The 5,176-nt window shown below is 62.0% G+C and carries 5 protein-coding genes; all 5 read right to left on the bottom strand.

Annotated features, from left to right (window positions below; genetic code table 11):
- The coding region (locus FJY68_13250) for a DUF2723 domain-containing protein (GenBank protein MBM3332791.1) at positions 1-1,148 on the bottom strand (1,148 nt) is incomplete at its 3' end.
- Between the two features lie 106 nt (positions 1,149-1,254).
- Positions 1,255-1,959, bottom strand: coding sequence for an ABC transporter ATP-binding protein (locus FJY68_13245; GenBank protein MBM3332790.1), 705 nt, complete (start codon positions 1,957-1,959; stop codon positions 1,255-1,257).
- 106 nt (positions 1,960-2,065) lie between these two features.
- The gene (locus FJY68_13240) at positions 2,066-2,827 is read right to left on the bottom strand and encodes an ABC transporter ATP-binding protein (protein ID MBM3332789.1); all 762 of its coding nucleotides are present in this window, start codon (positions 2,825-2,827) and stop codon (positions 2,066-2,068) included.
- 110 nt (positions 2,828-2,937) lie between these two features.
- Positions 2,938-3,906 carry a branched-chain amino acid ABC transporter permease gene (locus FJY68_13235; GenBank protein MBM3332788.1) on the bottom strand — a complete coding sequence of 323 codons (969 nt, stop codon included), beginning with the start codon at positions 3,904-3,906 and terminating at the stop codon, positions 2,938-2,940.
- A gap of 126 nt (positions 3,907-4,032) precedes the next feature.
- A complete protein-coding gene (locus tag FJY68_13230) occupies positions 4,033-4,917 on the bottom strand; it encodes a branched-chain amino acid ABC transporter permease (GenBank protein ID MBM3332787.1) in 885 nt (294 codons plus the stop codon).
- Between the last annotated feature and the right edge of the window lie 259 nt (positions 4,918-5,176).

Below are 5,176 nucleotides of genomic sequence, written 5' to 3'. Positions count from 1 at the left end.
AGGGTGTTCAGCGCGCAATCATAGGCGACGTAGTCTCCCTGCTTGCCCGCAACCCGGAAGTTAAGAAGCAGGGCGAGAATCCCGGCAAGCCAGGGTGCCTGCCGCACAACTGCCCTCGCTACCGTTCCCACATTCGACATTCTACGTTCGACATTCGCCAGTATCCCATCCAGTCCCACCATGCCGAATACCGCGAGCGTGACCAGGCAGGGCAGGTAGTAGGACTCGATGTCGGGAATCGAGTAGTTGACCGCGTACGCGAACGCGACGATGGCGGAGACCGCGAGACCGATGGCAAGCCCCCGCCTCTGCCGGAACAGTCGCACCGCCCCGTAGAACACGATCGGAACCAGCACGTACAGAAAGCTGCGGGCCAGCAGTCCCGCACCTCGCCCGGCATTGCGCATCACCTCGCCGAAGGACTGCGAGAACATCCAGACCTGGTACTGCTTGCCGGTCACGTGCCACCAGAACCGCTCCAGACTGTATGGGTTGCCCCATGCCAGCAACGGCCCGGCGCGTGTGCGGAGAACGAGAAACAGATAGGGAGAAATGCCGAGCAGAAATAGCACCGCCAGCACCGGGACCCGACGCACCAGTTCTCGCCGATACGCGAGAACGACAGCCAGCGCCACGCCCAGGACCGTGCTTGCCGCGGACATGTGGTTGGTCAGAGCCAGTCCGGAGAGGTATGCCAGAATGAACAGCGGCCCTCCCTTGTCGACCGACTCGGCGGACAGCCAGAGAAGCAGAACCAACACTAACGTCAGGCTGTAGACCTCGACGTCCACCGCCACCGCCCACACGGGAAACGAGAACCCCAGCAGCAGCGCACTGGCACCGGCCACGCTCCGCGAGATCCCCAGCCGCAGACCGAGCAGCAGCAGCAACCCGACGCCCGCGGCCGCAAGCAACGCGCTCAGTGCCGCCACGCGGTTCACAACCATTGCGACCGGCACCAGCGTCGCGAGTCGACCCAGCATCGTGTACAGCGGGTATCCGGTCGGATGCAGGATGTTCAGCAGGTAGCACCCCGCTGCCAGCTCGCCCGAGTCAATCAGGCCGACGGTCGGCGAGAGAGTGAGGAGATAGACGGCGAAGACGAGGGGCACGACGAGCCACACCCAGAGCCGACTCGCCGTTCTCAAGTCCGAATTCCGAATCTCGAATGACGAATCAATGACGAAGCCCAAATGACCAATTCGGACTTCTCCTCCATTCGGGTTTCAATCGTCATTCGGAATTCGTCATTCGTCATTCGCCTAGGTATGCTGCTTTGACTCTCTGATCCCGCAGCAGCTCAGCGGCCGGGCCGGACAGCACTACCTTGCCGGTTTCCAGCACATAGGCCCGCTGCGCAACCTGCAGGGCCATGAACGCGTTCTGCTCGATCAGCAGGATGGCCGTGCCCTGGCGGTTGATCTCACGGATGATGTCGAATATCTCTCGCACCAGTATTGGCGACAGTCCCATCGAAGGTTCATCGAGCATCAGCAACTTCGGCCGCGCCATCAGCCCGCGTCCCATCGCGAGCATCTGGAGTTCGCCGCCCGACAGCGTTCCCGCGGTCTGGCCCAGCCGTTCCTTGAGCCTTGGGAATGACCTGAACACCCTTTCCATTGATTCGGCTGCTTCTCCCCGCGGCCGGTGGTACGCTCCAAGCAGAAGGTTCTCATGCACGGTCAGGTAGGCGAAGGGTTGCCTGCCCTCCGGCACGTGGGCAATGCCGAGCTTCACCACCTCGTGCCCGGCCATGCCGTCAATCCGCCCGCCATCGAAGACAATCTCTCCCTCGGACGGCTTCAGCAGCCCGGAAATGGTGCGAAGTGTTGTGCTCTTGCCCGCGCCGTTGGCCCCGACCAGAGTGACAATCTCGCCCTCATTCACCTCGAACGAGACGCAGTGCAGCGCCCGGATCGCGCCATAGTCAACGGCAAGGTCCTTAACTCTCAGAAGCACGTAGACTCCTCGGCGGAAGCTCGAATGACGAAGCTCGAAGCTCGAATTGCCGATTCGGACTTCTCCTCGATTCGGGTTTCAATCGTCATTCGTACTTCGAACTTCGTCATTTGCCTAGGTAAGCCTCTATCACCTTCGGGTCCTCTCGAATCACCTCTGGTGCGCCCTGGGCGATGACCTCGCCGAAGTCCATCACCACGACCCGCTGGCACACACCCATCACGACCTTCATCTGGTGTTCGATCAGCAGCACCGTCAGCTTGAACCGCTCCTTCACGAACCGGATGAGTTCCATCAGGCTGCCTACCTCGAAAGGGTTCATCCCGGCTGCCGGTTCGTCCAACAGCAGCAGCTTCGGGTCGGACACCAGCGCGCGGGCGATCTCGACCCGCCGCTGCTCGCCGTAGGGCAGGTTTCGCGCCAACTCATCCCGCCTGCCCTCGAGGCCGAGAATCGAGAGCAGCTCGGTTGCCCGTTCGGTCACCTGCCGCTCTTCCCGCCTGAACCTCGGCCCGCGCAGAACCGTACTCAACAGCCCGGCCCCGCCGCGGTGATGGTGAGCCACGCGGATGTTGTCGAGGACCGATAGCTGCTTGAACAGCCGGATGTTCTGGAAGGTACGGGCAATCCCGCACTGATAGATCCGGTACGGCTTCATCCCACCGATGTCGGCGCCTTTGAACCGTATCTCGCCCGCGGTCGGTACATACATGCCCGTTACCAGGTTGAACACGGTGGTCTTGCCGGCCCCGTTCGGCCCGATGAGGCCGACCAGCTCGTTCTCGGCAACTGACATCGTGAAATCGCGCACGGCCACCAGCCCGCCGAAGGACTTAGTCAAGGACTTGGTCTCAAGCACGACACTCATAGGGGCCTCAAGTCCGAAGCCCGAAGCTCGAATGACGAATGAAGCTCGAAATCCGAATCCCAAATCGGGCTTTGTCCTTCATTCGAGCTTGATTCGGGTTTCGATCTTCATCATTTCCTCGCTCTCAGGAACCTGAACTCCATCCCTGCGAATATGCCGCCCGGCCGGACCAGCATGAACACAATCAAGAGCAGCGGGTAGATGACCCAGCGCCAGTCCTGCACTGCCGGAGGCAGTACGATCCTCAATCCCTCGAGCAGGAACGTCCACGCGACCGCGGCAACGATGGTGCCGGACATGCTGCCTAGTCCGCCCAGCACCACGACCAGTAGCACGTCGATGGACTTCAGGAAGTCGAAGTTGGACGGGTGCAGGAACGTGAACAGGTGCGCGTACAGGCCGCCGGCTACGCCCGCATACATACAGCCGATGACAAACCCCAGGGTCTTGTACCGCGTGCTGTCAATGCCGACCGCCTCGGCCGCGAGCTCGTCCTCGCGCACCGAAATCAGGGCCCGGCCGATACCCGAGTAGACGATGTTGCGCAGCACCACCAGCGCCACTACGGCCAGCGGGAACACCCAGAGAAAACTGGTCAGCCTGGGAATCGCGCTCATGCCCCGGGAACCGCCCATCATCGGGATAGCCATGTCGGCATTATCCAGCAGCACCTTCACGATCACACCGAAGCCAAGCGTTGCGATTGCCAGGTAGTCGGACTTGAGCCTGAGTATCGGCAGCCCGATCAGCAGGGCGACGAGACCGGCTAGCACGGCCCCGGCGACCAGGCTGAGCGGCAGGATAGCCGGGCTGTGGCTGCCGATGCCTCGGGTCACAAGCGCGGCAGTGTAGGCTCCGATACCGTAGAACGCGGCGTGGCCGAGCGAAAACTGCCCGGTGTAGCCGTAGATGAGATTCAGTCCGAGAGCCGATATGGTCACGATCCCGGCCAGACAGATGATCTGCTGCCAATAGGGATTCAGCGCGCCTGAGAGGATGAGCGCTTCGACTGCGGCGAACACCGCAACCGCGACCAGCAGCGCAACCACACCGGCTCCGAGGCCCCTGCGCGTGCTCATATGTCGGAATGCCCAATTCCCAGTTGCCAATTCCCAACGAATGCCAGAATGCCAGATGAGTGCCTGGTCATTTCCTTCCATTGGGGTTTCGTTGGGAGTTGAGAATTGACCATTGGGAATTGCCCTCTAGACCTTTTCCCTGCTCGGCTTGCCCAGGATCCCGGCCGGACGCACCAGCAGCACCAGTATCAGGACCCCGAAGGCCACCGCGTCGCGAAGGGTCGAGGAAACGTAGGCGGAGGTGAACGTTTCGACCACGCCCATGATAACCGAGCCGAGCATCGCCCCGGGAATCACGCCGATTCCGCCCAGCACTGCCGCCACGAACGCCTTGAGACCTGGCATCACGCCCATGAACGGATTGATCTGCGGGTAGGCTATGCCATAGAGCACGCCGCCGGCCCCGGCCAGCGCCGAGCCCACCCCGAACGTCACCGAGATGATCCAGTCCACGTTCACGCCCATCAGCCGCGCCGTGTTATGGTCGTAGGATACCGCCCGCATCGCGAGACCGGTCCGAGTCTTGTTCACGAACAGGGTCAGCCCCACCATCAGCACGGTCGAGACCGCGAAGACGATTATCTGGATGTTACTGATCGAGACCCCGCCCACGTCAAACGACGTGACCGCAAACGGCCTTGGGAAGGCCCGGTAGTCCGGCCCGAAAACGAACCTCAGGCTGGTGAAGTACTCAAGGAAGAGCGAGACGCCCATCGCGGTTATCAGGGCGGAAATGCGCGGGGCACTACGCAACGGGCGGTAGGCCACCCGCTCGATGAACATCCCCAGCGCGGCGCACCCGGCCATGGCCGCCACGATGGCGAGCGGCCAGGGCAGCTTCCAACTCGCCAGCGCGTAGAAGCCTACGTAGGCGCCCACCATGAACACGTCACCGTGCGCGAAATTGATCAGCCGCACGATGCCGTAGACCATCGTGTACCCCAGCGCGATCAAAGCGTAGACGAAACCAAGCTGCAGTCCGTTTATCAACTGCTGGAGGAAATACGCCACGCGCAATCAGAATCCCAAAACCCTCCCGGAAGTCAAGCCACGCGCCTGCCGAGTCGGAATCGGAGGTCCGAACCGGAACCCAGAGAGCCCAAGTTTGGGAGCCGCTGCCCTTTCAGATTCCCGCCCACTCGGAACCAGACTTGCAGCCTCGGTTTCCCGGCTCTGGATGGCGCTCCTCCCGGCGCGTCAGGATGGGGGAATCAAACTGTCTGCCCTGTGTGCCTGCCTCCCAACGCAGCGCTCCGCCTCCAGCGGGCAC

Source organism: candidate division WOR-3 bacterium (assembly GCA_016867815.1).
GTDB lineage: Bacteria > Hydrothermota > Tepidihabitantia > Tepidihabitantales > Tepidihabitantaceae > UBA2258.
The sequence above is the reverse complement of the archived record's forward strand: the minus strand, read 5'-3'. Positions and strand labels throughout refer to the sequence as shown.

Bases quoted from the DNA above. Each gene is read 5' to 3' on its own strand.
- FJY68_13240 (MBM3332789.1), bottom strand. From the start codon at position 2,827: ATGAGTGTCGTGCTTGAGACCAAGTCCTTGACTAAGTCCTTCGGCGGG.
- FJY68_13235 (MBM3332788.1), bottom strand. From the start codon at position 3,906: ATGAGCACGCGCAGGGGCCTCGGAGCCGGTGTGGTTGCGCTGCTGGTC.